The sequence below is a fragment of the Mucilaginibacter rubeus genome (assembly GCF_003286415.2).
Classification (GTDB): domain Bacteria; phylum Bacteroidota; class Bacteroidia; order Sphingobacteriales; family Sphingobacteriaceae; genus Mucilaginibacter; species Mucilaginibacter rubeus_A.
Map to the genome: position 1 here is coordinate 1,651,781 of NZ_CP043450.1, position 23,001 is coordinate 1,674,781.

At 42.4% G+C, this 23,001-nt stretch carries 23 protein-coding genes; 11 read left to right on the top strand and 12 right to left on the bottom strand.

Annotation, left to right across the window (positions count from 1 at the left end; genetic code table 11):
- The first annotated feature begins 9 nt into the window (after window positions 1-9).
- Entirely contained in the window at window positions 10-795 is a 786-nt protein-coding gene (locus DEO27_RS06700; protein ID WP_112571883.1) for an alpha/beta fold hydrolase, read from the top strand.
- Here DEO27_RS06700 and DEO27_RS06705 read toward each other — a convergent pair.
- The 4 genes from DEO27_RS06705 to DEO27_RS06720 all read right to left on the bottom strand — a co-directional run bounded on the left by DEO27_RS06705 (window position 792) and on the right by DEO27_RS06720 (window position 6,921).
- Complete coding sequence (locus tag DEO27_RS06705; protein ID WP_112571881.1) at window positions 792-1,829, bottom strand: Atu2307/SP_0267 family LLM class monooxygenase; 1,038 nt, start codon at window positions 1,827-1,829, stop codon at window positions 792-794. The two genes, DEO27_RS06700 and DEO27_RS06705, sit on opposite strands and share 4 nt — an antisense overlap.
- A 3-nt stretch (window positions 1,830-1,832) precedes the next feature.
- Window positions 1,833-4,160 (bottom strand): family 20 glycosylhydrolase, encoded by a 2,328-nt coding sequence (locus DEO27_RS06710; RefSeq protein ID WP_149301870.1) that lies wholly within the window; start codon window positions 4,158-4,160, stop codon window positions 1,833-1,835.
- Window positions 4,161-4,249: 89 nt separating this feature from the next.
- Window positions 4,250-6,160 (bottom strand): AAA domain-containing protein, encoded by a 1,911-nt coding sequence (locus DEO27_RS06715; protein ID WP_112571879.1) that lies wholly within the window; start codon window positions 6,158-6,160, stop codon window positions 4,250-4,252.
- A gap of 95 nt (window positions 6,161-6,255) precedes the next feature.
- Window positions 6,256-6,921: a two-component system response regulator gene (locus DEO27_RS06720; protein ID WP_112571877.1), complete on the bottom strand. Its 666-nt coding sequence runs from the start codon at window positions 6,919-6,921 to the stop codon at window positions 6,256-6,258.
- A 347-nt stretch (window positions 6,922-7,268) separates the two neighbouring features.
- Between DEO27_RS06720 and DEO27_RS06725 the strand changes: the two genes are divergently transcribed.
- Window positions 7,269-7,802, top strand: coding sequence for a DUF4142 domain-containing protein (locus tag DEO27_RS06725; protein ID WP_112571875.1), 534 nt, complete (start codon window positions 7,269-7,271; stop codon window positions 7,800-7,802).
- Here the strand turns inward: DEO27_RS06725 and DEO27_RS06730 are convergent.
- Together DEO27_RS06730 and DEO27_RS06735 are read right to left on the bottom strand one after the other, a co-directional pair.
- Window positions 7,794-8,996: a DUF763 domain-containing protein gene (locus tag DEO27_RS06730; protein ID WP_112571873.1), complete on the bottom strand. Its 1,203-nt coding sequence runs from the start codon at window positions 8,994-8,996 to the stop codon at window positions 7,794-7,796. The genes DEO27_RS06725 and DEO27_RS06730 overlap by 9 nt on opposite strands.
- Window positions 8,997-9,161: 165 nt before the next feature.
- Window positions 9,162-11,072, bottom strand: coding sequence for an AMP-dependent synthetase/ligase (locus DEO27_RS06735; RefSeq protein ID WP_112571871.1), 1,911 nt, complete (start codon window positions 11,070-11,072; stop codon window positions 9,162-9,164).
- Between the two features lie 147 nt (window positions 11,073-11,219).
- Here DEO27_RS06735 and DEO27_RS06740 point away from each other — a divergent pair, with 147 nt between their 5' ends.
- Window positions 11,220-11,816, top strand: coding sequence for a short chain dehydrogenase (locus DEO27_RS06740; RefSeq protein ID WP_112571869.1), 597 nt, complete (start codon window positions 11,220-11,222; stop codon window positions 11,814-11,816).
- 210 nt (window positions 11,817-12,026) lie between these two features.
- Window positions 12,027-12,857, top strand: a complete 831-nt coding sequence (locus tag DEO27_RS06745) for an ester cyclase (RefSeq protein ID WP_112571867.1) — start codon at window positions 12,027-12,029, stop codon at window positions 12,855-12,857.
- Window positions 12,858-12,996: 139 nt separating this feature from the next.
- On the opposite strand, the gene DEO27_RS06750 is transcribed toward DEO27_RS06745, so the two are convergent.
- The 3 genes from DEO27_RS06750 to DEO27_RS06760 all read right to left on the bottom strand — a co-directional run bounded on the left by DEO27_RS06750 (window position 12,997) and on the right by DEO27_RS06760 (window position 15,183).
- Complete coding sequence (locus tag DEO27_RS06750) at window positions 12,997-13,323, bottom strand: HesB/IscA family protein (RefSeq protein WP_090526181.1); 327 nt, start codon at window positions 13,321-13,323, stop codon at window positions 12,997-12,999.
- Window positions 13,324-13,448: 125 nt separating this feature from the next.
- Window positions 13,449-13,862 (bottom strand): Fe-S cluster assembly scaffold IscU, encoded by a 414-nt coding sequence (gene iscU / locus DEO27_RS06755; RefSeq protein WP_076378185.1) that lies wholly within the window; start codon window positions 13,860-13,862, stop codon window positions 13,449-13,451.
- Between the two features lie 109 nt (window positions 13,863-13,971).
- Entirely contained in the window at window positions 13,972-15,183 is a 1,212-nt protein-coding gene (locus DEO27_RS06760) for an IscS subfamily cysteine desulfurase (RefSeq protein ID WP_112571865.1), read from the bottom strand.
- A 216-nt stretch (window positions 15,184-15,399) separates the two neighbouring features.
- Here DEO27_RS06760 and DEO27_RS06765 point away from each other — a divergent pair, with 216 nt between their 5' ends.
- The 6 genes from DEO27_RS06765 to prmA all read left to right on the top strand — a co-directional run bounded on the left by DEO27_RS06765 (window position 15,400) and on the right by prmA (window position 19,974).
- The gene (locus tag DEO27_RS06765) at window positions 15,400-15,810 is read left to right on the top strand and encodes an SMI1/KNR4 family protein (RefSeq protein WP_112571863.1); all 411 of its coding nucleotides are present in this window, start codon (window positions 15,400-15,402) and stop codon (window positions 15,808-15,810) included.
- 272 nt (window positions 15,811-16,082) lie between these two features.
- Window positions 16,083-16,331 (top strand): type B 50S ribosomal protein L31, encoded by a 249-nt coding sequence (locus DEO27_RS06770; protein WP_090524811.1) that lies wholly within the window; start codon window positions 16,083-16,085, stop codon window positions 16,329-16,331.
- A 64-nt stretch (window positions 16,332-16,395) separates the two neighbouring features.
- Entirely contained in the window at window positions 16,396-17,586 is a 1,191-nt protein-coding gene (locus tag DEO27_RS06775) for a GlmU family protein (protein WP_112571861.1), read from the top strand.
- 112 nt (window positions 17,587-17,698) lie between these two features.
- Window positions 17,699-18,463, top strand: a complete 765-nt coding sequence (gene tpiA / locus DEO27_RS06780; RefSeq protein WP_112571859.1) for a triose-phosphate isomerase — start codon at window positions 17,699-17,701, stop codon at window positions 18,461-18,463.
- Window positions 18,464-18,606: 143 nt separating this feature from the next.
- Window positions 18,607-19,083, top strand: coding sequence for a hypothetical protein (locus DEO27_RS06785; RefSeq protein ID WP_146750041.1), 477 nt, complete (start codon window positions 18,607-18,609; stop codon window positions 19,081-19,083).
- A gap of 54 nt (window positions 19,084-19,137) precedes the next feature.
- Window positions 19,138-19,974: a 50S ribosomal protein L11 methyltransferase gene (gene prmA / locus DEO27_RS06790; protein WP_112572280.1), complete on the top strand. Its 837-nt coding sequence runs from the start codon at window positions 19,138-19,140 to the stop codon at window positions 19,972-19,974.
- A 114-nt stretch (window positions 19,975-20,088) separates the two neighbouring features.
- Here prmA and DEO27_RS06795 read toward each other — a convergent pair whose 3' ends face one another.
- The gene (locus tag DEO27_RS06795) at window positions 20,089-20,730 is read right to left on the bottom strand and encodes an NAD(P)-dependent oxidoreductase (protein ID WP_112571855.1); all 642 of its coding nucleotides are present in this window, start codon (window positions 20,728-20,730) and stop codon (window positions 20,089-20,091) included.
- Between the two features lie 54 nt (window positions 20,731-20,784).
- The gene (locus tag DEO27_RS06800; protein ID WP_112571853.1) at window positions 20,785-21,192 is read right to left on the bottom strand and encodes an Rrf2 family transcriptional regulator; all 408 of its coding nucleotides are present in this window, start codon (window positions 21,190-21,192) and stop codon (window positions 20,785-20,787) included.
- 309 nt (window positions 21,193-21,501) lie between these two features.
- Here DEO27_RS06800 and DEO27_RS06805 point away from each other — a divergent pair, with 309 nt between their 5' ends.
- Window positions 21,502-21,843 (top strand): helix-turn-helix domain-containing protein, encoded by a 342-nt coding sequence (locus DEO27_RS06805; RefSeq protein WP_090524822.1) that lies wholly within the window; start codon window positions 21,502-21,504, stop codon window positions 21,841-21,843.
- Between the two features lie 26 nt (window positions 21,844-21,869).
- Here DEO27_RS06805 and DEO27_RS06810 read toward each other — a convergent pair whose 3' ends face one another.
- A complete protein-coding gene (locus tag DEO27_RS06810) occupies window positions 21,870-22,991 on the bottom strand; it encodes a GNAT family N-acetyltransferase (RefSeq protein ID WP_112571851.1) in 1,122 nt (373 codons plus the stop codon).
- Between the last annotated feature and the right edge of the window lie 10 nt (window positions 22,992-23,001).

The window sequence follows — 23,001 nt, forward strand, 5'->3', positions numbered from 1 at the left end:
TCTATCGATATGACACAAACAAATGTTGCCGGTAACTATGCCGTTGTAAATGGCCTTAACATGTATTACGAAATTCATGGTGAAGGTTTTCCGCTTGTACTTGTACACGGAGGTGGGTCGGATATCGATGTTACATTTGGCCGCGTGTTGCCTGCTTTCGCTAAAAAGCACCAGGTGATAGGCGTAGATATGCAGGCGCACGGACGCACGCCGGATAGAGGCGTACCAACTTCATTTGAACAGGATGCCGATGATATCGCCGCTTTACTCAAACATTTAGATATAAGGCAGGCTGATGTTATGGGTTTCAGTAATGGTGGTAATACTGCTATGCAATTGGCCATCAGGCATCCGCAACTGGTTCATAAAATTGTGATCGCTTCATCGTTTTATAAGCGCGATGGTTTCGACTCCTGGTTCTGGGACTTTATGCCTAACGCTTCTTTAGAGAATATGCCGAAGCCTTTACAGGACGCGTTTCTTAAAATTAACAATGACCATGCGGCTTTAGAAACCATGCATAACCGGGATCGTGACCGTATGGTTGCTTTCCAGGATTGGAGCGACGATATTATCCGTTCCATAACCATGCCTGCATTGGTGATAGCTGGTGATAAAGATGTGATCAGGCCTGAGCATACGCTGCAACTATATCGTACACTCCCCGATGCGGAACTTTGTATCCTGCCCGGAGGCCATGGCGACTATATAGGCGAAATTGAGGATGTAAGTGAAGACGGCAACTATCCCGCAGTGGCCATTATTGAAGCATTTTTAACCAAAGGAAAAGCTTAAGCTTTTCCTTTGGTTTCTTTGCGTACAACAGGGGCTACCTTTGTGCCGTAAATTTCAATCGCTTTTAAAATATCTGTGTGCTTGGTAAAGCCGGTAACCAGCTGGGCTACAAAACGGGTATTGCCAAAAAGCTCGTATTGCTGCATGATCTTGTCGATAGCCTGTTGCGGATCGCCTACAACCAAAGGCCCAAAATCACGGAGGTATTCAAACTGTTCCCTTGTCATGGGCGACCAACCACGGTCGCGGCCAACACGGGTCATGAGGGCTTCATAGCTCGGGTAAAATTCATCAGCTGCCCGTTGCGAGTTTTCGGCCACATAAAATTGTGAGCTGATAGCCAGCTGCAGCTTGCTTACATCATGCCCGGCTTTAGCTGCTGATTCGCGGTACAACTCTACAAAGGGAATAAAATGTTTTGGCGCGCTACCCAATATCGCGATGATCAGAGGCAGGTTTAGCGCACCCGCCCTTTTTGCAGAAGCAGGAGTGCCGCCAACACCAATCCAAACCGGAATTTCCTGTTGGAGCGGACGGGGATATACACCCTGGTTCCTGATAGGTGCCCGGAAGTTGCCTTGCCATGAAACAATTTCCTGTTTGTTGATCTGCAAAAACATTTCAAGCTTTTCGGTGAACAGGGCATCGTAATCATTCAGGTCGAACCCAAAAAGCGGGAACGACTCAATGAATGAACCTCGACCCGCTATCATTTCAACCCGGCCACCCGAAACAAGATCTGCAGTGGCGAAGTTTTGGAACGTCCGCACGGGATCTGCAGAGCTTAGTACGGTAACCGAACTGGATAAACGGATGTTTTTAGTAATAGCCGCTGCGGCGGATATCAATATTTCAGGTGCCGAGATCACAAAATCGGGCCGGTGATGCTCGCCGAAGGCAAAAACATCCAGGCCAACCTCATCGGCCAATTTTACTTCTTCCAATAATTCCTGAACCCGTTTATGGGCATTTACAGCATTGCCGCTTTTACCGTCAGGATGTACCTCGCCAAAGGTGCTTATACCTAATTCCATGTATTAATAATATAGATCGGCCGCGGCAAGCTCTTTCTTATCAAAACTTCCGGGTGCGGTAACATATACTTTAAGCGGTGCCACGCGTGTCCTGTACCTGCCTGTTGGCGGCGGTGGCGCGTTGTATATGTACTTTACCCTTATCTGATGAAAGCCTTTTGCCAGCGGCAGCGCGTATTCTGCTTCTGTTAACTGTACGCCATCAATAAATAACTGGCTGGCGGCATAATTTGCAAGGGTAAAGTTATAAGTACCATCGGCCAAAACATTCACGTAACCGTCATAAACTACGCCAAAATTGGGATTGTCTTTTTTCAGTGTTTCGGCATCCAATTTATTGATAGTTGCTGAATCCTGAGGCGCAGTATAGTTAAGCTGATCGGGTGAGGTAAATGTATTTTTAGCCCATTTATATTTAAGTCCCTGTTTATTGGCTGTATAGTTTATCGCGGGCATTGGCGCTTTATTATACATTAAAGTACGGGTAGCAATACTTCTGCGGCCGGAGGGAGTAATTACCCTTGTACGCAATTCCCGTTTTTCGTTTTGCGGGATAGAGAAGGTGATAGGCCCGTCATATTGCAGATCGGTATCCAGCGGATCGCGACCGTTAAGGGTATAATAGATCCTGGCACCCGGTACAACCGATTTTAGCGTGTAAACAAAATGAGGGCCCACCACCATGGTATCAATTGTAGTAAGCGCGGTTGGCACACGGTAATTGTAGTTCATGGCATCCAACCTCGCGAAGTGTTTAGCGAGACGTACTTCAGAAAAATTAGTATAATCCTTATTGGCAGGCTGAGTCCAGGCTACTTCTGAAAGGGCGAACACCCTCGGCATAATCTGGTATTGTAGCTTAGCCACTGTGGGTACATATTCTGTCCATAGGTTGCCTTGTGTGCCGATAACATATTTCTGCTCGTCGGGCGTCAATTGCTTTGAAACAGGATCGTAGTTGTAAGTTTCCTCTAAAGTGGCGTAGCGGCCAAATGACACCGGCTCTTGCGGCGAACTGCTTTGATAATGATCAAAGTAATTACCGGTAGTTTGCGGTGTCATGATCACATTATGCTTTTGACGGGCCGCGTTAATGCCGCCCTCTTCGCCCTGCCAGCTCATTACGGTAGCGTTAGGGGCGAGGCCGCCTTCCAATATTTCGTCCCAGCCAATAATGCTGCGTCCCTTTGAGTTGATGAATTGCTCTATCCTTTGAATGAAATAGCTTTGCAACTCTTTTTCATCTTTCAATCCTTTCTCCTTCATCAAAGCCTGGCAAAACGCCGATTGTTTCCATGGTTCCTTGCCTGCTTCGTCGCCACCTATATGAATGTATTTGCTTGGGAAAAGCGCCATTACCTCGGTAAGCACATCCTGCAAAAAGGTAAAAGTTTGCTCGGTAGGGCAGTATAGGTTATTGATATCGCGCGGGGCTTTCTGTCCGGCTACCGTATCGCATCTGAATTCGGGATAGGCACGCAGGGCAGCTTCCGAGTGCGCCGGCATTTCTATCTCTGGGATGACGTTGATATACCTGTCGGCCGCGAATTTTACTACATCTTTAATCTGCTCCTGGGTGTAAAAACCGCCATAGCTAATCGAGTCGGGCCAGTCGCGGTTGCTGCCAAACATGGTTTGCTGACGGAAAGCGCCTACCTGAGTAAGCTTCGGATATTTTTTTATCTCGATACGCCAACCCTGGCCATCAACCAAATGCCAGTGGAAGGTATTTAGTTTATAGGAGGCAATAAGCTCTATAACTTTCTTGACCTGCGGAATGGTAAAGAAATGACGAGATACATCCAGCATCATGCCCCTATACCCAAAGCGTGGTGAATCTTCAATTGCGGCACAAGGTAATTTGTAGGCGGTCGCGTTTTCAACCGGGAAAAGTTGTAGCAGCGTTTGTATACCATAGAATAAGCCTGCGTCTTTACCTACTATAACAATGTTATGCGGGGTGATGGTTAGCTTATAGCCCTCTTTAGGCAGTTTATCTGCTCCTTTAGCTGTTAAGATAAGACCTTTACTTTTAGCGGCCTTAAGCTTTGAATTGTATTTGGCTATTTTGAAATTGAGGTTGCGGTTTTGCTGCAGATAATCTTTCAGCCATAAAACAGCTTTATCTTTTGGATTATCCGCTTTGATTGGGGTAAGTTGATTAAAAGTAAATGTGCCGCTGCCTTTGGTAATTGAGGCAGGAGCGGGGATGATTCCTAAATGCGGGTCATCAGTATTAACCTGGGCCGATACTTTGTTAGCTTCCGATAAAAAAATACAAAGGCTTACTACAGCGATAAGCTTTGCCAGGCAGTTCGGTTTAAAATTCATACGAGCGATGGTTATAAGGCTAAAAGATAAAATTAACCATTATCCTAAGCTGTAGACGGTTTAAATTCATTGTAACAAACAATTGACGTTTAATCGTAACCTGCGTAATCCCAGGCGCTTTGATAACCGTTTAGTTGTTCGGCATAACTGATCATATCTGCATAAAAGGGAGCATAAGCAAGCGTTGAACTATCACCTATCATCACCAGTTTTTTGCGTGCACGGGTCATGGCCACATTCATGCGGCGAATATCGCTCAGGAAGCCTATCTCGCCGTTGGTGTTGCTACGGGTGAGGCTGATATAAACCACATCACGCTCCTGCCCCTGGAAACTATCAATAGTGTTAACCGCTATTTTATCGGCGTAGATCAACAAATCCGGTGAGTCCAATAGTAATTGGTTCAGCACCCGAATCTGTTCTTTATAAGGGGAGATAACGGCAATGGTTGGGAAGTTTTCCGGGGTATAATGCTCCCGGAGTTCGCCAACCAGTTTATGAAGATGTTTGAACAGAAACGCGGCTTCTTCAGGATTTGCTGTGCTTGTACCTTCCTGCTTTTCATCAAAACCACATCCGGCGGTATCCACAAAACTAAGCGGAATATCTCCCGGGAATAACAACCGGCTTGCTACCGACTCATGGGCTTTTAACCTGTCATCATAAAACTCCTTTGACGAAAAGCCCATGATGGCCTCGTTCATCCGGTATTGTTCTTCAAGTAACACAACCGCTTCGGGATATAAGGCGGCGCATTTCTCAAGCAAGGTGATGCTCAGTCCTTCCTTTGCCGCCTGCTGTGATTTGATGGTAGGCGGGAGTTGCAAATGATCGCCGGCGAGGATCACTTTTTTTGCTTTTGATATCGGGATCCAGCAGGCAGGCTCAAGCGCCTGCCCGGCTTCGTCAATAACTACCGTGTTGAATTTTAAATCGCGGATGGTATAGTGATTGGCGCCTACAAGCGTGGCTGTAATGATCTGTGCTTTACTGATCAGGTCTTCGGCAATAAATTGTTCGGTTTTATCTACTTCTTTGATGATTTGATGTGCCGCGTCAAAAAGCGCCTTACGCTGGTCGCGCTCGGCCTTGCCAAAATTGCGCTTGTATTTATGCGCCATGTTTTTGTACTCAGAAGCCTGCTTTTTAAGCTTCTTGATCTCCTTCATGTCGGCATGGGTACTTATCCTGCTATCTAAAGTCAGCGACATCAGTTTTTCAGATACCCTGGCCGGGTTGCCAATACGGAGTACGTTTAAGCCTTCATTACTTAGCTTTTCGCTCAGGAGATCAACAGCAGTATTGCTCGGGGCTACCACCAAAATCTGTTGCTTATTATGTTTGATAAGGGCTTTAATGGCCTGCACGAGTGTGGTTGTTTTACCGGTACCCGGAGGGCCATGAACTACGGCCAGCTCCTGCGCGTCAACTATTTTATGGACGGCTTGTTGTTGTGAAGCATTTAAGCCATTAAGCGGGGAATGAATGGTTTCGGAAACAAAAGACGGTGCACTTTGGCCGGTTAGTACGCGGGTAAGGTGACCTTCTTTGTTATCATCAACGAGTTTAGCAGATAATTTAAGCGCTTTCTGCATTTCATCGTAGCTGTTGTCGTCAAACAACAGATCGATGCCGAGCTTGCCGTTACGGCTCCAGTCCGGTAATTCGTCGGTATTAAGGGTTAGTTTTAGCCGGTTACCGCCCTGGTATGAAACGGTTCCGTTTATACGATCTGTTTTGGCATCATGGTTTGAAAACAAGGCTGCCGAGGCGCCAAACCTGAACTGGTGACTAAGATCCTGGTGCGATGGCCGCTCAACTTCGACAGTGAGGTAATCACCTCTGCCTATTTCGGTGCCTTTAATGGCTATGGGATACCAGGTAAGCCCTGCTGCCCTTCGCTCAGTGGCCGAAGATGTTTCCGTTAATTTGAGGTAAGCCTGGCGGTCTTCGTCCTGCTCAATTTGTAATAGGTTAAGCAGTTTTTTAAAATAGTCCATTTTGCAAAGGTAAAGTTTAGCGCCGGCATTTATCTGATGCCATAAAACGCAAAAAGGAGCCTTTAGGGGCTCCTTCTATAAATCTTATAATTATTTTACCAGTTAGATGCCGGTTTCAAATCAACGCCAGCTGTATTCCTGGAAAGTTCTTCGTTTATTTTGCCCAAAAAATGCCTTGTTAATGGTTTAGAAATAAAGCTTTTAACAAATGGGTAGGCTTTGATCCGTTTTTGGTCGGAAGGGTCGACGGAGTTTGAAATAATATATATCGAAACTGGTTTAGCCAGCGAACGGTAAATGTCGTTAAACAAATCTAAAAACTCCCAGCCATCCATTACCGGCATATCCAGATCAAGGAAAATTATGTTGGGTATTTCAGCGTGCCTGTTACGGTTACTGTAAATGTTTTTGTAAACAGGTTCGGGATCCATATAAAAACTCGCGTTAAGCCAGTTTTCTTTCAGGATACTCTTAACTGTTTCGTGAAAAATAATATCGTCATCAACAATTGCTACCGAACGGTGTTGATCGTCTTTAATAAGATTAAGAATGTCCTTTTTTATCTCGATAAGCAATGGTGATAAAAGCTCGGCACCACATTCAATACAATTGAGTGTACGTGATAGCGCAACTTCAAGCGGAACTTGTATTGACAGACAGGTAGTATCGTTATATATAGAGGCAGCACATTCTTTATTAAAGCAGTAACATGTGATCTTTTCGGCGTTGGTCATAGTGAAGGTTTTATTTATTTCGTTCATTTGTGCCTCAACATTGATGCCCTTTTGTTTGTTTGTAAGAAAATAATTACAAAATTTCTCTGTTTTTCACAAAGGTTGATGTTTTTATTTGTTTTAAGTAATTGATTTTTAATTATTTATGGTGGTTCATTAGAATCGTTATTTTGTTATGTTTTGATAAGAAACACTTGCCATTAGCTGTATTTTAAATATAAATAAGATGTGCAGTAGATGCAAGTGTGTTTTTTTATACCCCGTTTGTATACTTAAAATAACAATTGCCTCAGTTTTTTCCCGGAAATGCAATATGAATGGTAATAAAACCACGGCTACTTTTTTTTGTTATATTAGAACAATAAACTATTAGCATGAGCCGGTCAGTCAACGTTATATTTTGCATTTTTTTTTTATTGATGTTACAGGCCTGCCAGAGTAACCGGCAAGCTAATAATTACAATAAAGCACAGATAGATGATAACGGCATGCTGTTTCTCAAAAGCGGCGAAGAATCTACCCTTGCATCAGTCAAGGCATCGGGTCTGGCCATAGCTAATTCAAAAAATCAACGTGTTATTCAGTTTGCCAAACTGATGATTGATGATCACACTATGCTGGCGGATGATTTCAAGAAACTAAAAACGGATAACCTTATTACCGATTCGGTTACGATAAATCCTATTCACCAGCAAATGATCAATGATCTGGATGTTAAGAAAGCCGCGGCGTTTGACAGGGCTTATATCCAAATGGTGATTAATGATCACGTAGATCAGATTGCATTATATAAAACCGTAGGGAAAGATAAAAAGAATGCTTCTCTTGCCGATTTTGCCAACAAAACCTTGCCCGGCTTACAAGCTCACTTAGATACAGCGAAACTGATCAGCACTACTTTAAAATAACTTTAATTGCTGCTCAACCGGTGGTTTGGCTTTGCCAAAAACTGTACGACCGCCATATTTCCATGAATCGTTACGCTCTTTTTCAACCACTTTATCAAAGTTTGCATTGGGTGTGAAATCTTTTTCGGCTCTTTCTGCTATTTGAGACAGGCGTTTAATAGCCTCATTTTTATCATTGTTACCCATTTTGGCTTTTTGAATGGCCGTTTGCAGGGTGTTTAAGGTTTCATCATAAACTTTGGTAGGCACGGGGAAGGGGGCACCGTCCTTACCACCATGAGCAAAGGAAAACCTGGCCGGGTCTTTAAACCGTGAAGGCGTACCATGAATCACTTCACTCACCAACGCCAGCGATTGTAGTGTGCGCGGCCCTAAGCCTTGCAGCAATAGCAAATCTTCAAAGTCTTTGGGCTGTTTTTCGTGAGCGAGCCAAAGCACGGCCCCCAAACGTTTAAGGTCAACATCCTTGGCGTGTACTTCGTGATGACTTGGCATTACCAGTTTGCTAATCTCATTGATCATGGTACCAGGATTTTCAGCCGCGATCTGCATAACTCCGTTGCGGGAGCCGTTGGCTTCCTTGTCTGTCATATTAAGTATATAACCGTTGTTTTTGCCGTAGATAAAAGTATGCGGATCATCAACAAATGAACTTAATTGTTCCGAATGCCAGTGATATCTTCGTGCTGTGCCGCTGGCATCACTCATGCCTTGCTGTACTACGGCCCATTTGCCGGTATCGCTTAAAATAAAATTATGGGTATAAAGCTGGAAGCCATCCTGAATAGCGGTATTATCAACCTTAGCACTAAGCTTGCTGCATTTTACCAGGTAATTACCGTCGAGCCCGGTTGTTTCGCCTACTTTTAAAAGTTCGGCCGGTGTTTGGGTAGAATGTTTGCCTTTACCGCCGCAAATGTAAATTCCCAGTTCGCGGCTATGCGGATTGATGGATTTTTTTAAAGCCCCCATTACTGAAGTGGTTATGCCCGATGAATGCCAGTCCATCCCCATAACGGCACCTAAACTCTGAAACCAAAACGGATCGCTTAACCGGCGAAGCACCTCATCCTTACCATAATCCATCACAATGGTTTCCACCACGGCAAGGCCAAGCTTAGCCATTCGTTCGGCAAGCCATTGCGGTACATAGCCATAATGTAAAGGTAAGTCAGCACTGCCCGATCGCTTCATACTAACAAAGTTAGTAAAAATAACAGAACCTTGATGCGCTTGATTTTAGGATTTCCTGATAGTACTACACGTATTATTGGGATAACGCATATTTAGTTGACTAAAGAATTCCTTGAATGTATAATCTGTCAAGGAATCCTTTAATCCTAAAAATCAGGGTTCTGTTTAATCTTCCTCAGCCTCGCCAACATAAAGCTCATCAATATCGGCTGCGTATTTTTTCTCGATGACTTTGCGTTTGGCTTTCATGGTAGGGGTGATCTCACCTTCTTCCATACTAAACGGGTTGCGTTTTACCTTGAATGATTTAATCCTTTCAAACTTAGCAAGCTCGTTGCTGTACTTGCGGATGTCGGCACCAATCCAGTCCACAATTTCTTTTTCGTCAACAAAAGCTTCAGTACGTTCAAAAAACTCGTTTTGAAGGTTAAAGTTTTCCTGCAAGGCTTCGCGAGCGGGAACGATGATGGCTGCGATATATTCGCGTTTATCCCCCACTAAAAATACCTGCTCAATTTTAGGGCTTTTGAGGTAGGTGTTTTCTACCGGGGTTGGATAGATATTTTTACCGTATGCGTTAACCAGCATGTTCTTCAGTCGGTCGGTGATCTGAAGGTTGCCACGGAAAAAACGACCAATATCGCCGGTGTGGAACCAACCATGGCTATCAATTACTGTAGCGGTTTCTTCGGGTTTGTTCCAGTAACCTTTCATTACGCAATGTCCGCGTACAATAATTTCACCTTCCTCGGTAAGGGTATCTTCTTTAAAGTTATCGTGTGTTTGAACAGAGTAGATATGTTTGGTATCTACATTTTGAATAGCAACTTCAATACCCGGAATAATACGGCCAACAGTACCGTAAATCACCCTGTGGCGTTCGGTGACTGCCATTACCGGCGATGTTTCCGTTAAACCAAAACCTTCCAATATCACGATACCCAGGTCGCCGAAAAATTCGCCAATGTTTTTAGGCAACGCGCCACCGCCCGACACCATGAATTTTAAACGACCGCCGGTTTTTTCCTTGATCTTGCTGAATACCAGTTTCTCGGCAACACCATGTTGTGCTTTCAGGATAGTGCCCGGCGATTTGCCAGCTTCCTGTGCAAGGCGTACTTTTTTACCTATCTCAAATGCCCATAAGAAGATCTTGGTTTTTAAGCCACCGGCAGATGTACCACTTTTGATGGCCCTGTCGTGAATACGCTCCAGTAACCGTGGTACACAGCAAAGTATGGTAGGTTTAACCTCGGCCATATTTTTGGCCAGTAATTCCAAACTTTGGGCGAAAGCTATTTGCGAACCTTGGTGAATTGCGATATGATAAATGGTACGCTCAAATACGTGCGATAAAGGCAGGAACGACAAGAACCTGTCTGTTTTTTCAACAAACGGGATCTGGATCAGACTGTTGATCGTGTTTTGGGTAAGGTTATGATGCGTGAGCACTACGCCTTTAGGTACGCCTGTAGTGCCCGAAGTGTAGATGAGGCATGAAGTATCTGTTGTTAAAATAGCTTCACGGGCTGCATTGATAGCTGAACGGTATTGCTCAACCAATTTACGGCCTTCGGTTATAACTTCATCAAAACTAATAACACCGGCATTGAGGCTTACCTTATCACTGAATTTTTCAAAGTCATCAAATGCAGGGATCAGGCGGATCAGCTCGGGGCAATTGTTTGCTACTTTTAATACTTTCCTGAACAGGAACGGATTACCGCAAATGATGGTACGTGCTCCCGAATCGTTCAGAATATACTCAATCTCATTTTCTGTAAGGGTTGGATATATTGAAGTATTAACAGCGCCTATCTGTTGCAGGGCCTGATCATAATAAACATAGTTTGGGCCGTTTTCGATGATAAGCGAAAGCCTGTCGCCTTTTTTTATGCCGATATGCAGGAACCAGGCCGAAATAGCGTCAACCTTCTCTAAAACCTCACCATAGCTAATCTCAACCCAGGTATCTTTAACTTTATGCAACAGAAAAGTATGATCTAAGGGATGGATATTGGCAACGGTATTGCGAATGAAACTCGGAACAGTTGAAAGCTCGGTATTGTTAGTCATTTATATAATTGGATATTGGAAACAAATCTAAATCTATTTTTATAAAAACAAGCATTGACACAGGTATTTGACAAAGGTGTTTTGTTTTACTTTTTACTGATGCGGATTTATGCCAACACTTATTAACTTGTATAAAAAACAACAACCATGAAAATAATTATAATTGGTGCCTCAGGCACAATAGGCAGAAAAGTTACGGAAGCGCTGGAAGGAAAACACATCATCATCACCGCGGGCTCAAAAACAGGCGCTTTTCAGTTAGATATTACCTCTCCGGAGTCCATTGAAGCATTTTTTGAAAAGGTTGGCCCGTTTGACGCCTTGATAAGCACAACCGGCTCTGGCCATTTTGGTCCGCTTGCAAGTACAACTCCTGCCGATTTTAAAAAAGGTATTGAAAGTAAGTTGCTGGGGCAGATCAACCTGGTATTAATAGGGCAGCATCATATTAATGCCAAAGGCTCGTTTACGCTTACCTCGGGCATTCTTTCTGAAGATCCGGTTGTAAACGGTGCTAACCTGGGCACAATCAATGGCGCGTTAAATTCATTTGTAATAAGTGCGGCTATTGAACTGGAAAATGGTGTGAGAATTAATGCCATAAGCCCCGGTGTTGTTGAAGATTCGCCTGGCTTTTTTGAATATTTCCCGGGTCATGAGCCGGTTTCCATGGATAAGGTAGCCAACGCTTACGTAAAAAGCGTGCTTGGAGCTATTACCGGGCAGGTGATCAAGGTTTTTTGATAAAGCCAACGCAGACTTACGAAGTTTTTAAAACTTCGTAAGTCTGGTGCTGAAAACTTTCCTTATCTTCACTTCATAATTACTATCTCCACATATAAAACAAGGGTCGCCTAAGGCCCGGCCTGTTGGTACAGGTTCGGTGATACGCTGCTTTCGCGGCAGTGTTTAGTATTGTCTTAAAATTTCTGATCTGTTTTTATTTAACCGGTAATGAAAATTACTCCAACATTGGCATTAGGCATGTGCTGCATTTTGATGTGCCTTGCCCAATCCGCAAAATCGTATACTTATATGGATACTATAACTAATAAACAAAAGGTACTATCGTTTTATAAACAAATAGTTGGGCTGCGTAAAACAGAGCTGATCCCCGAATTTATTATTGAAAATTATAAACAACATAATCCTACAGTTAAACAGGGCAGGGAGGGCGTAACTGAAATGATCAATTATTTAAAAAAGCTGCCGCTGCCACCTGAGGATGCAAAATCACCCATTGTGAGGGCAATACAGGATGGTGACCTTGTAGTCACCCATCTTGATGTTCAATTTATGGGAAAACGAATGGCAGTGATCGATCTGTTTAAGTTAAAAGATGGCATGTTGATCGAGCACTGGGATGCTATACAGTCATTACCTGATGAAAGCGGGAAGGTAGTCACCGCTACCAATGGCACAATTGATATTGATCACAATGTTTCTGCTGAAAGCAGCAAACTTGCTGTTGAGCAATTTTACAAAGCAGTAGTAGATAAGCAACCTGCTGATCCGTTTGTTGATAAAGCATATCTTGAGCATGATGCATCGGTGATCACGTCTGGAAAAGGATTAGCTGGCTACCTTGCCAATTCTGAAATGTCAGTCAAAGTTCATCGGATTATTGCTGAGGGTGATTTTGTTGTTGTACAGTCTCAATTGAACAAGCAGGACAAAGCCTTTATGTTTTATGAGATCTTCCGGGTAGCAAATAATAAAATTGAAGAGCATTGGAGTGTGGAGCAGGCTATACCTGATGGTGTAACAGCCGAAGATATGTTTTAGGTAGTTCAGCTGAAAGCTGAACCTATAATCAACCACGGGCTGGAAGCCCGCGGCAGTTAAGATGGAGACTCACTGCAGTAAACTGACAAACAAAAAGAGGCGCTTTAGGCGCCTCTTTTCAATTATTTTAAGGTTGAATTTATACCGAAAAACTTTCGCCGCAACCGCATGTACGGCTGGCGTTAGGGTTGTGGAAGTTGAAGCCCTTGCCGTTAAGGCCGTCTGAGAAATCAAGCTCAGTACCGGCAAGGTACAGGAATGATTTCATGTCAAGCGCCATACGTACGCCCTGGTCTTCAAAAAACTGATCGCCTTTTTTCTCTTCGTTATCAAAATCAAGATTGTACGATAAGCCCGAGCACCCTCCGCCCTGAACAGACACACGCAGGAAATAAGAGGCATCAAGCCCTGCATCCTGCATCAGGTGTTCTATTTTGCTTTTTGCTTTATCAGTTACAGTTACCATTTTTTTAGATTTGAGATATGAGATTCGAGATATGAGACCAGGCTCAACCGCAAATCATCAAATCAATTATGCAATATTAAATCAGATATAAGTCTCAAATCTCATATCTGACATCTCACATCTTTTTAGTGATGTACTTTTTCGCTTTCAATTGGCGCTAAGCCGTTTTTTACGCGGAAGTCATTGATCGCTGCTTTGATGGCGTCTTCAGCCAATACAGAGCAGTGGATTTTTACCGGTGGAAGGGCAAGCTCTTCAACGATATCCATGTTGTCTATTTTCATAGCGTCGTCGATGCTTTTGCCTTTAAGCCACTCTGTAGCCAATGATGACGAAGCGATTGCAGAACCGCAACCGAAAGTTTTAAATTTTGCATCGGTGATAACATTGTTATCATCAACCTGAATTTGCAAACGCATTACGTCGCCGCACTCAGGTGCACCAACTAAACCGGTACCTACTTTGTGGCTGCTTTTATCCAAAGTGCCCACATTGCGGGGGTTAGTGTAGTGATCGATTACTTTATCTGAATATGCCATTTTTTTAAAGTTCTAAGTCGTAAGTTATAAGTTCTGAGTCTTTGAAACCCTTATATATCAAATCGTAAATGGAAAATCCGAAACCGGACATCCCAAATCCGAAATCAAATTAATGTTCTGCCCACTCAATTGAGTTAAGGTCGATACCTTCTTTAAACATTTCCCAAAGTGGTGAAAGTTCGCGCAGGTGGTTAACCGCGTTTTTGGTTACTTCTACAGCGTAATCAACTTCTTCTTCGGTGGTGAAACGACCTAAGCCGAAACGGATAGAAGAGTGAGCCAGATCATCAGAAAGGCCTAAGCTTTTCAATACATATGATGGCTCCAATGAAGCAGATGTACAAGCCGAACCTGATGATACAGCCAGATCTTTCATGGCCATCATCAAACCTTCACCCTCAACATATTTGAAAGAAATGTTAGCTACATGTGGTAAGCGGTGTTCAACATTACCGTTCACATAACTTTCTTCCAATACAGTTAAAGCTGATTGTAATTTATCACGTAAAGCCGAAAGGCGTTTTGCTTCGCTTTCCATTTCCAAGCCGCAAAGTTCGCAGGCTTTACCTAAACCAACAATGCCCGGTACGTTAAGGGTACCTGAACGCATACCGCGTTCGTGACCGCCACCGTCCATCTGAGCAGTAACTTTAACCCTTGGTCCTTTACGGCGTACGTATAATGCGCCAACACCTTTAGGGCCATATATTTTGTGAGCTGATAACGCTAATAAGTCGATACCGTCAGCATTTACATCAACAGGGATCTTACCAACTGCTTGTGTTGCATCTGTCATGAACAAAGCACCGTGTTTGTGGGCAATAGCAGCAATTTCTTTAACCGGCTGAATCACACCAATTTCGTTGTTACCATACATGATAGATACCAGAATGGTTTCCGGGGTCATAGCCGCTTCAAGCTCAGCTAAGTCAACAAGGCCGTCTTCTTTAACAGCAAGGTAAGTTACCTTACCACCCAGTTTTTCAACGTGTTTGCAGGCGTCAAGCACTGCTTTGTGCTCAGTAACCGCGGTTATGATGTGGTTACCTTTGTCTTTGTACATTTCAAACACCCCTTTAATAGCAAGGTTATCTGATTCTGTAGCACCAGAGGTAAAGATGATCTCTTTTTCAGATGCGCCGATTAATTTGGCTACCTGTTCGCGTGCGTAATCAACTGCCTCCTCAGCAACCCAGCCAAACGCATGGTTACGGCTTGCCGCATTACCAAATTTTTCGTTAAAATATGGTAACATAGCCTCCAGTACCCGTGGGTCCATTGGTGTAGTTGCGTTGTTATCTAAATAAATTGGGATATTCATAGTCCTTTTGAAATATATTAACAAAACAAAGATACGCAAGTTTTTATCTAAATTCAGCTAAAAACCTTCGCAAATAATCAAAGCTGACCAATAATTTACAATATTTGGACATGGGCAAAGTGGTACACACAGATATGGTGCTTAACAGTGTTAAGTAAGTCAGTGGGCCCCGTTTAAAAAACATGTATATCCTAATAAAAAAATATACCCGGCGAAATGACTTTGGATGAAGAACTTGATTTGTTTCAATCCAGGAATCAATTGTTGATTCCTGGTGATTTACGATCTTATTTAAAACTCACTGATGAAGAGATTGATGCCTACAATGAGGATATGTTTGCGTTTTTTAAATTTCCTGAATTTAAAAGTGTAAAGGAAGTGGTGGGTGATTATGGTGGAATCCCGGATTACAGAAATATAGTTAATACTTTACCGTTACATGAAAACTGCTTTGTATTTGCAGAGTATTCTATATATGTTATGGTATTTGCAATCAGGTTGTATGCACATGATAGTAACAAAAATGAAGTGTATGCAATTTGTGGCTGCGCTTATGAAGTTGTAGCAAATTCGTTTGATGAGTTCATTGCGCGTTATAGAGAAGATATAGGTAATGTGTTTATTTAGTTTATGGAATTAGGAATCGAAAGAAATAAGAGTAATTTTTCTATAAATTCTTAAATGCTACGGATTTTAGTCCGGAAATATATAATAAGTTTCTGATAGGCGAGTTTTATAAATTGTTCATAGCCAGTTTTTTCAGTTCGGTTTTTGATTCTACTATGAACCATGAACTATGCGCTATCAACTATTTTTAATTTGCTTTTCCAGTTTTCACTTTTATTATTACATTTGCACCTCTTTTAAGTAAAGTACAGAAGGTAAGTTTATATAATATAATGAAAAAAGATCTGCATCCATCAAACTACAGATTAGTTGTATTTAAAGATATGTCTAACGACTACTCTTTTATCACTAAATCTTGCATCGATACCCGCGAAACCGTTAAATGGGAAGATGGTAACGAATACCCATTGGTTAAATTAGAGATTTCTCATACTTCGCACCCGTTCTACACCGGTAAAATGAAACTGGTTGATACTGCAGGTCGTATCGATAAATTCCGCTCACGTTACAACAAAAAGTAATTTTTGTTCAAACAATATTTATAAGTCCCGGCTTTGCAGTCGGGACTTTTTTTATTTTTGCGCCATGGCAATTATCCTTTTTGACGATAACGCACATCAGTCGCTGCTGCCCCTTACCTTTACCAGGCCTGTAGCCGATCTTCGCATCGGTATACTTACCATTGCCGAAAAATGGGCTAAGCATTTAAATAGCGCATATTCTTTTAAAACGCTTGACTATCTTAAGGTAAAGTTTCCGGTAAATATTGAAGCTGATAACGTTTTTATCAACGGTGCCATATGTCCGGATGAAAACCTGATTGAAGCAATCAGCAAGCTGCAAAGCGGGCAGGCGCTTAAGTATAACGATCTGTTAATAGCAGTCAACCTTAATGCCTCGGAAGCGGAAAGCTTTAATGCCGGTGCTGAATTTAGCGATATTATAAACTATCCCAATCTTTATGTGTCGATAAAATACCCTGAAGATATTTTCAGGAAAAATGATATCGAACTTCGTAAAGATTTTCAATTGCTTACCAAGGGCCGCCCGAGTGCCGCCATTAGCGCGACCAACGTTGTTATAGGCAATGATTTTTTTGCCGAAGAAGGGGCTGTTGCCGAATGCTCAACTTTTAACACTACTAACGGGCCTATCTACCTGTCGGCTAATACCGAGGTTTGGGAGGGTACACATATCCGCGGACCGTTTGCCATTTGCGAACACTCACAGGTGAAAATGGGCGCTAAAATTTATGGTGCAACTACTATTGGCCCGTACTGCCGGGTTGGGGGAGAAATAAATAACTCGGTGATCTGGGGATATTCATCAAAAGGGCACGAAGGTTACCTGGGCAACTCGGTTTTAGGCGAATGGTGTAATATTGGTGCTGATACCAATAACTCCAACCTGAAAAATAATTATGCCGAAGTAAAGCTTTGGGATTATAGCACCCAGCGTTTGCGCAAAACCGGCCTGCAGTTTTGTGGCCTGATCATGGGCGATCATGCTAAATCCGGCATCAATACCATGTTTAATACCGGTACCGTAGTAGGCGTGGGGGCCAATGTTTTTGGCGCAGGTTTTCCAAATCACTTTGTTCCGGATTTTTCATGGGGCGGCGCGCAGGGCTTTGAAGTTTATCTGATCAATAAAATGTTTGAAACCGTGCAGAAAGTGTTTGACCGCCGCGAACACCGCGATTTTGACGAAACTGAACAGAATATATTAACAGCCATATTTGAACTAACAGAAGAGTACAGAAAGTTTGGTGAGTAGTTGATTGGGTTGATTAGGAGAGTAGCTTTCCGCTTATAATAACCCAAATAACCACTTACTTAATCAGCTAAATAACCTTCCACACTAATTAGAAACAACTAAAAATAAAATCATGAGAAAGAAAATCGTTGCCGGAAACTGGAAAATGAACCTTGATTACAATGAAGGTTTAGCTTTATTTTCAGAGATCATCAACATGGTTAAAGATGAGGCTACCGGCACGCAGGAAGCAGTGATCTGCAGCCCGTTTATTCACATCCATAGCCTCGTACAATTGGCTAAAGGATATAATAAAGTTGCTGTTGGCGCGCAAAATGCCCACCAGGAAGAAAAGGGTGCTTACACAGGTGAAATCTCTGCTAAGATGATCAAGTCAACCGGTGCCGCTTATGTGATCCTGGGTCACTCGGAGCGTCGTCAGTATTTTGGTGAAACTAATGCCTTGCTTGCCAAAAAAACAGATACTGCTTTAAAAAATGATCTTCGCCCTATCTTCTGTATCGGTGAAACTTTGCAGGAGCGTGAAGCCAATACGCATTTTGACGTGATCAAAACTCAACTGGTTGAAGGTATCTTCCACCTTGATGCTGATCAGTTTGCAAAATTGGTTATTGCTTATGAACCGGTTTGGGCTATTGGTACAGGTGTAACCGCTACATCTGCACAGGCACAAGAAATTCACGAGTTTATCCGTAAGGAAATTGCCGCTAAATACGGCCAGGAAGTTGCTGATGCTACTACCATTTTATATGGCGGAAGCTGTAACCCAACCAATGCTGCCGAGCTATTTGCTCAGCCTGATATTGATGGTGGCCTTATCGGTGGTGCTTCTTTGAAATCGCGCGATTTTACAGATATCGTTAAAACATTTAATTAATATTATTTGGATATGAGATGTGAGATTTGAGTATTGAGTATTGAGACAACTTGAGCTTAATTTCAAACATAATGAGCGTATGTGATGTTTATTGAAAAATAAAATCTCATATCTCAAATCTCACGTCTCAAATCTAAAAAAGCATGAAGCTTTTAAAAGTTCTTTTACCGGTTTTGGTCGATTTTGGCGTGTTTTGGGCAGTTGTGTATTTCAATATGCCTCATCACTCCATGCGCATTGGCGAAATTGGTAACGGGAACTTGTATAGCCTCATGGCTTATTTCAGCCTTTTTTGGGGCTTGCTGCTTGTCGATGGCATTCTCACGCAATACCTGATCATTATACCACTTTGGAACTGGGTTAAGCATAAAGGTGCTTCGGCGCGCTTTATTGCCGGCGTTTGCATTGCCCTGGTTTGCATATTATTTGCCGGCGGCCTTAGCTACGTTATATGGTTACCCGAAGATGGATACAGACCCTTGCTAAGTTTTTGGTGGTATATGACAGAAATACAAGCAGTATACTGGATGGTTAACTTTGTTGTACTGTATTTGCTCGACAGGAAGAGGGTAAACACAGATAGCGAACCGGTTGAACCTGAAGCTGAACCTGCCACTTAAATTTCTGCCGGTCGACTGGGTTCCTGTTTAGGGTTAATGACGAAAAAAATCAAAATGAATTACTACGAACTATTTTTTACAACCATCACCACCGAAGATTACCAGCAGGATTTGCTGATTAACGCTTTGGGCGAGATAGGTTTCGATACTTTTGAAGAGCTTGAACTTGGTTTTAAGGCTTATATCCCTGAAGATGTTTTTGATCAGCAGGCGCTTGACGAGCAGTTGCTGCCTTACAAAGACCTGTTCACCTTTAGCTACGAGATAACGCTTATTCCGCAAAAAAACTGGAATGAGGTATGGGAAAGTAATTTTGAGCCGATTGAGATAGGGGATAAGATTTACGTAAGGGCAACTTTTCACGAGCCGAAACCTCAGTTTGCTTATGAAATAGTTATCGACCCGAAGATGGCTTTTGGTACCGGGCACCACCAAACTACGGCCATGATGCTGGGCCTGATGCTGGAAAATGAATTTGCCGGTAAAAAAGTACTTGATATGGGATGTGGTACGGGTATCCTTGCTATTATGGCCGCCAAATTAGGTGCTGATGATATTACCGCCATTGATTACGATCCGGTTTGTTACGAAAGTACTATCGAAAATTCGGCCCTGAACAATGTGCCTGATATTAAGCCGCTTTGTGGTTCAAAAGAAGTTATTCCTAACGAACAATACGATACCATCCTGGCAAACATTAACCGCAATATCCTGCTCGATCAGATGCAGCGTTATGCCGAAGTATTAAAAGCGGACGGTGAGATCTATTTCAGCGGTTTTTACGAATCGCCCGACCTGGATATCATCACTGATGAAGCCCGTAAATATGGCCTGAAATATATCACTCACAAAAAGGATAAAGAGTGGGTTGCTGCTAAGTTTATAAAGTAAAAGCCACAAAGTTTATGTCATTGCGAGGAGGAACGACGAAGCAATCGCATGGTATACAGAGTCGCTCTGCATTGTATGCGATTGCCACGCTTCGCTCGCAATGACATATAATTGTTAATACCCCACAGTAAACCTTCTCTTCACAAACTGGTTGTTTTCCAGTTCATCCAAAATAGCAACTGCTAAATCTTCAACAGAAATTTCGTGTTCATGCTTGTCGTTAAATACCGGCTCATCTGTACCTGTACGGTATACGCCTGTGCGGGTGCCAGGATGCAGGTGAATAGCAGGGCTAAGGAATGTCCAGTCTAAATCATTCTCTTTTTTAATGATGTTCAGGTAGTCGCGGGCGGCGGTAGCACCGGCTTTCCATTCGGCAGGGAATTGAGGGCTATCAACCAGCTGTACGCCAGGGGCAATGTAAAGACTGCCTGCTCCGCCCACCACCAACAAACGTTTAACACCGGCCTGTTTAGTAGCTTGTTGTATAGCTTCAGAACCTTTGATGAAATCATTATACAGATCGGGGTTTGTCCAACCGGCATTAAATGAGTTTACCACGGCATCATGTCCTTTTAAAGCTTCGGTTAGTTCAGCAATATTATATACATCGGCAGTTTTGAGCGTTAATTTCGGGTTTTCAATATCAGCTTTCGGGTTACGTGCTATGGCGGTTACTTCATATCCGCGTTGTAATGCTTCGTTTAAAACGGCTTTACCTACAAAGCCTGTGGCGCCAATTAGTGCGATTTTCATTGTTTTCTGGTTTTATATTGTAATTAAATTTGTTACAGTTTGTTTTAAATTTTTTTAATCGAATTGATTTACAAAATCAAAAATGGTTATGGTGCTTAATTTTTTGACAATGGCTGCTTCAACATCATCGGCTAAGTGATCGAGATGGGCACCAATTTGTTTGCCAACGGGACAATCCGGATTGGGTTTGTTTTTAGCCTGACCTAAAGCAGGTGGCAACTTTACAGCTTTATAAACATCGGCAAGGGTAATTTTTTGCGGCGGGAGAGCGAGGCTATAACCGCCGGTTTTACCTTCCTTACTTTCAATAAGGCCACAGGCACGTAGTTTGCGCATCTCTTTACGCACCAGAACCGGATTTACATTCATGCTTCCGGCTACGTAGTCAGAAGACAGCAGCTCGCCCGGCTGCTTGCAAAGCAGGGTTAATACGTGGGTGGCTATTTGAAATTGTCCGTTCATTTATCTGTAATAAAAAATATTACAGTACAAAAATGAAATTTAAATTTTAAAAAGAAGAATTTTTTACGCTTTTTTGCGCACTAAATTACAATGGGATGAAAATTCCAGGCCTAAATTATCCTCAAAATACCGCTTTGTAGGTATGTTTTTGGACGATTATTTTGCTTTAATTTAAAGGATTTGCCAGTCGCAATAATTAACTACACTTTTAAATAAAATTTTACGCAAATTAGTTGATAATTAGCGTGATAATAAATATTATTGTAAAGTAATTAACTTTTGCGAAACCTACACTATTAATTTAATCAAATGAAAACTCTCGGAAAAAAAATCAGATTATTACGTCATCAAAAGGGGTGGAGCCAGGAGGATGTTGCAAAGAGATTGGATATTTCAATTCCCGCTTTCTCAAAAATTGAAACAGGGATAACAGATATAAACTTATCAAGGCTTGAGCAGATAGCAAATCTGTTTGAAATGTCTGTGGTTCAGTTGCTTACCTTTAATGATACCGAGCAGGATCAAAAATTTGTTAACGAACTGGAAACTGTTAACAAACGCTTAATGGACCGCGAAACTGAAGTAATTGATTTGCAGAAAAAAGTAATTGAACTATTTGAAGAACTTCGACATTCAAAAGTAACCGCATAATTTTGAAAAGCCCGGTTGGTGCCGGGCTATTCAAAAATGTAACGCATTGTTAAATGCCGCTTGCCAAATGTAGCGCCCACCGCTTCATGGATAGCAATCATTTTGTCGTTAAAATCACCTACCCAGGATAATTCAAGCTCATCATAACGCTTTAACGGCAACACATATTCCTTCAGTTTGATAAACATGGCCGATTCAAGACCGTGCTTTTGATATTTTTGCTTTGTACCCATAACGATAGCACGCATACGGGATACGCCCTTCCATCGGTAATATAAAAACTTAAGTTTACCAATCAGGTTAAGCTTGCCGTTAAGTGGTTTTAACATTTGATTGGCATCGGGCAATATGATCATGAACGAAGCTGGTTCATCATCAACGTAAGCAAACCAGATCAAATTTTCATCCATCAGGGGCTTCATTTTTTCAAAGCTTTCCATAATGGTGTTATAGTTGATAGGGACAAAGTTTTCGAAATCTTTCCAGCCATCGTTATAAACCTCGATAAAATCCGCTGCAAACTTTTCTATCTTTTTTATTTCGAAATGCCTGAAATCGTAGCCTGGCTTTTTGGCTACCCAGTTAGCTATTTTAGTGAACCGCTCAGGAAACGGTTTATGCGCGTCAACATGGTTAGTGATCTGCGCGTACTGGGTTTTAAAGCCGTATTCATCAAAAAAAGCCTGGTAATACGGATGATTATAGTTCATACCATAAGAGGGAGGCGTAAAGCCCTCAACCAATAAACCCCAGAAATTATCGTTTTCACCAAAATTGATGGGCCCATCCATGGCTTTCATACCTTTTTCTTTGAGCCAGTTTTTGGCGGTATCAAATAGCAGGAAGGCAGCTTCTTTATTATCAATACATTCAAAAAAGCCCATTCCGCCGGTTGGCTGCTCGTAGTTGTATGCCTTTTTTTCATTAATGAATGCAGCTACGCGGCCAATCAATTTACCGTTATCATCGGCCAGGATCCAGCGGGTACATTGTCCGTGCTGGTGAAAATTATTCTTTGCCGGATTGAATACGGCCTCGATATCGTTATCAAGCGGGCAAACCCAGTTCGGATCGTTTTTATAAATGATGCGGGCCACATCCAAAAACGCTTTTTTTGATGCTTTGTCCTGTACTTCAGTTACTTTCATTGGTGCTGTT

Bases quoted from the DNA above. Each gene is read 5' to 3' on its own strand.
- tpiA (WP_112571859.1), top strand. From the start codon at position 17,699: ATGAGAAAGAAAATCGTTGCCGGAAACTGGAAAATGAACCTTGATTAC.
- DEO27_RS06810 (WP_112571851.1), bottom strand. From the start codon at position 22,991: ATGAAAGTAACTGAAGTACAGGACAAAGCATCAAAAAAAGCGTTTTTG.
- DEO27_RS06725 (WP_112571875.1), top strand. From the start codon at position 7,269: ATGAGCCGGTCAGTCAACGTTATATTTTGCATTTTTTTTTTATTGATG.
- DEO27_RS06795 (WP_112571855.1), bottom strand. From the start codon at position 20,730: ATGAAAATCGCACTAATTGGCGCCACAGGCTTTGTAGGTAAAGCCGTT.
- DEO27_RS06720 (WP_112571877.1), bottom strand. From the start codon at position 6,921: ATGAACGAAATAAATAAAACCTTCACTATGACCAACGCCGAAAAGATC.
- DEO27_RS06775 (WP_112571861.1), top strand. From the start codon at position 16,396: ATGGCAATTATCCTTTTTGACGATAACGCACATCAGTCGCTGCTGCCC.
- DEO27_RS06735 (WP_112571871.1), bottom strand. From the start codon at position 11,072: ATGACTAACAATACCGAGCTTTCAACTGTTCCGAGTTTCATTCGCAAT.
- DEO27_RS06800 (WP_112571853.1), bottom strand. From the start codon at position 21,192: ATGAACGGACAATTTCAAATAGCCACCCACGTATTAACCCTGCTTTGC.
- DEO27_RS06750 (WP_090526181.1), bottom strand. From the start codon at position 13,323: ATGGTAACTGTAACTGATAAAGCAAAAAGCAAAATAGAACACCTGATG.
- DEO27_RS06740 (WP_112571869.1), top strand. From the start codon at position 11,220: ATGAAAATAATTATAATTGGTGCCTCAGGCACAATAGGCAGAAAAGTT.
- DEO27_RS06715 (WP_112571879.1), bottom strand. From the start codon at position 6,160: ATGGACTATTTTAAAAAACTGCTTAACCTATTACAAATTGAGCAGGAC.
- DEO27_RS06745 (WP_112571867.1), top strand. From the start codon at position 12,027: ATGAAAATTACTCCAACATTGGCATTAGGCATGTGCTGCATTTTGATG.
- DEO27_RS06770 (WP_090524811.1), top strand. From the start codon at position 16,083: ATGAAAAAAGATCTGCATCCATCAAACTACAGATTAGTTGTATTTAAA.
- prmA (WP_112572280.1), top strand. From the start codon at position 19,138: ATGAATTACTACGAACTATTTTTTACAACCATCACCACCGAAGATTAC.
- DEO27_RS06805 (WP_090524822.1), top strand. From the start codon at position 21,502: ATGAAAACTCTCGGAAAAAAAATCAGATTATTACGTCATCAAAAGGGG.
- DEO27_RS06705 (WP_112571881.1), bottom strand. From the start codon at position 1,829: ATGGAATTAGGTATAAGCACCTTTGGCGAGGTACATCCTGACGGTAAA.
- iscU (WP_076378185.1), bottom strand. From the start codon at position 13,862: ATGGCATATTCAGATAAAGTAATCGATCACTACACTAACCCCCGCAAT.
- DEO27_RS06785 (WP_146750041.1), top strand. From the start codon at position 18,607: ATGAAGCTTTTAAAAGTTCTTTTACCGGTTTTGGTCGATTTTGGCGTG.
- DEO27_RS06760 (WP_112571865.1), bottom strand. From the start codon at position 15,183: ATGAATATCCCAATTTATTTAGATAACAACGCAACTACACCAATGGAC.
- DEO27_RS06710 (WP_149301870.1), bottom strand. From the start codon at position 4,160: ATGAATTTTAAACCGAACTGCCTGGCAAAGCTTATCGCTGTAGTAAGC.
- DEO27_RS06730 (WP_112571873.1), bottom strand. From the start codon at position 8,996: ATGAAGCGATCGGGCAGTGCTGACTTACCTTTACATTATGGCTATGTA.
- DEO27_RS06765 (WP_112571863.1), top strand. From the start codon at position 15,400: ATGACTTTGGATGAAGAACTTGATTTGTTTCAATCCAGGAATCAATTG.
- DEO27_RS06700 (WP_112571883.1), top strand. From the start codon at position 10: ATGACACAAACAAATGTTGCCGGTAACTATGCCGTTGTAAATGGCCTT.